Here is a 1,967-nt window from a genome sequence, read left to right as displayed (position 1 = left end):
GTCTTTCCGCCGGCCCGCTTCCGGCCCGCCAAGGTGCGCGCCTTCGTTGAATTGCTCGCGGCTGCCGAGAGAAAGCGGGCGCGCGGCGTCACCAAAGGGTGAAGCGGATCCTTCTCAGCAAGACTCCAGCGGAATCATCTTGGCTGCAGCCGAGCCAGTTTGGCGGCAATGCCGTCCAGGATCAGCTCGAGCCCCGCTGCAAAGCTTTGATCCTGGATCGCGTTTCCGTCGAAGTCGCGGCTCTCCTCGAACAGCGCGGTGGTCAGCGGATAGGTCCCGGAGCTGGTGATCGAGACCACATAGGCAGCCTGATCCGCCCGCCACTGCTCGGCGGACAGCCCTGAAATACCGATAGCGATATCGTCGGCGATCTCGGACGCGACGAAGCCGCGCACATAGGAGATCAGCGTATCGATGAGAACGAGCCGCTCTCTCGCTGACAGACCATGCTCCTCCAGGAGGCCTAGTGTTGCCTCCAGTCGCTTCAGCCGGTTGGGACCGAGCGTTGGCCGGCCGGCCAACGCCGTCACCATCCAGCGATGAGCCAGGAAGGTTTGGCGCGTGGCCCAGCCGATAGCGCTGAAGTCGGCGCGCCAGTCGCCGGAAGGACTGAATGCTCCGGTGGCCAGCGCACCATCGACCATCAGGTTCAACAGATCATCCTTGCGGGCGAAATAACGATAGAGCGAACTGGTGCCGCTGCCGATCGCCGAGGCGATGCGGCGCATGGAAACGGCGTCGATCCCCTCGTGATCCGCTATCTCGATTGCCGTCCGGGCGATCGCCTCACGGTCATGCGATGGCTCGGGGCCGCGTGCGCCACGCGCCGGCCGCATCCAGATTACTGACGGCGCCTTGTCGCTGATGGCCATACGCCTTTCCTATTGCGAACACTGTTCGCATATTCTATGCAGACAATACTGCGAACACCGTATCCAAATTAAAGGAGCGAGCAACTCCTTTGGTCGGTGTTGGGCAAACAATTGTCCGCAGGACCGGAGCATTTCGCATGAAAGCCACAAGCGCGAGACCCTATACGACCGGCGCCGTCACATCCCGTGACGGCACCACGATCGGCTACCGGCAGATGGGCAACGGCCCAGTTCTGATCTTGCTGCATGGCGGTATGCAGGCGGCACAGAACTTCATGAGGCTCGCCACTGCGCTCTCAAATACCTTCACCCTCTGCATACCTGATCGCCGCGGGCGTGGACTGAGCGGACCGTTCGGCGACGAATATGGAATGGAGAAGGAGCTTCAGGATCTTCATGCCCTCGTGGCGGGAACCGGCGCACAAGACGTCTTCGGCCTGAGTTCAGGCGCCCTCATCGCCCTTCAGGCAACGCTCTTCCTGCCTTCCCTGCGCAAGGTCGCGCTTTACGAACCGCCATTAGCGATCGCCGGCGCACCGTCGCCCTTGGCCTGGGCGCCGCGCTATGAAAGCGAGCTGGCGCGTGGCGATCTGGCGGCCGCCATGGTTTCCTGCATGAGGGGGACCGGCGACATCTCGACGATCAAGATGCCACGCTTCATCCTGGTCCCATTGATGCGGCTGGCCATCCGGGCCAGCGCGAGCGACGAGAAAAGCGGGAACGTCCCGCTGGATGTCCTTATCCGCGCCGTTCACTTCGATGTTCGCCTGGTAGCGGAGATGGCAGGCACTATCGAGAACTTCAAAGCCACGCGCACGGAAGTCCTCCTGGTCGGAGGCGACCAAAGCGCTGCCTATCTGCCTCCGACGCTGGACGCGCTGGCCGGTATTCTGCCCAGTGCCAAGCGTCTCGAATTGTCCGGTCTCGGCCATTTGGCGGCGGACGATGTCGGTCAGCCGGAGCGTGTCGCCGACGTGTTGCGGCCGTTCTTCTCGCAGCCTTGATTCGGTGAGATAGGCATGCTGCATCGCGAAAGCGTTCCGAGGGCCGGGGTCGTCACCTAAACCCGTCAGTCAGTGATGACTTACATTGACG

General features: G+C 62.4%; 2 protein-coding genes. One reads left to right on the top strand and one right to left on the bottom strand.

What is annotated here, in order from left to right; translation table 11 throughout:
• Nucleotides 1-134 precede the first annotated feature (134 nt).
• A complete protein-coding gene (locus tag AC1DX0_RS35185) occupies nt 135-872 on the bottom strand; it encodes a TetR/AcrR family transcriptional regulator (RefSeq protein ID WP_477220278.1) in 738 nt (245 codons plus the stop codon).
• A 215-nt stretch (nt 873-1,087) separates the two neighbouring features.
• Here AC1DX0_RS35185 and AC1DX0_RS35180 point away from each other — a divergent pair, with 215 nt between their 5' ends.
• Nucleotides 1,088-1,876, top strand: coding sequence for an alpha/beta fold hydrolase (locus AC1DX0_RS35180; protein ID WP_477220279.1), 789 nt, complete (start codon nt 1,088-1,090; stop codon nt 1,874-1,876).
• Nucleotides 1,877-1,967 lie beyond the last annotated feature (91 nt).

It is taken from the genome of Mesorhizobium sp. P3_A9 (genome assembly GCF_056402975.1).
The sequence above is the reverse complement of the archived record's forward strand: the minus strand, read 5'-3'. Positions and strand labels throughout refer to the sequence as shown.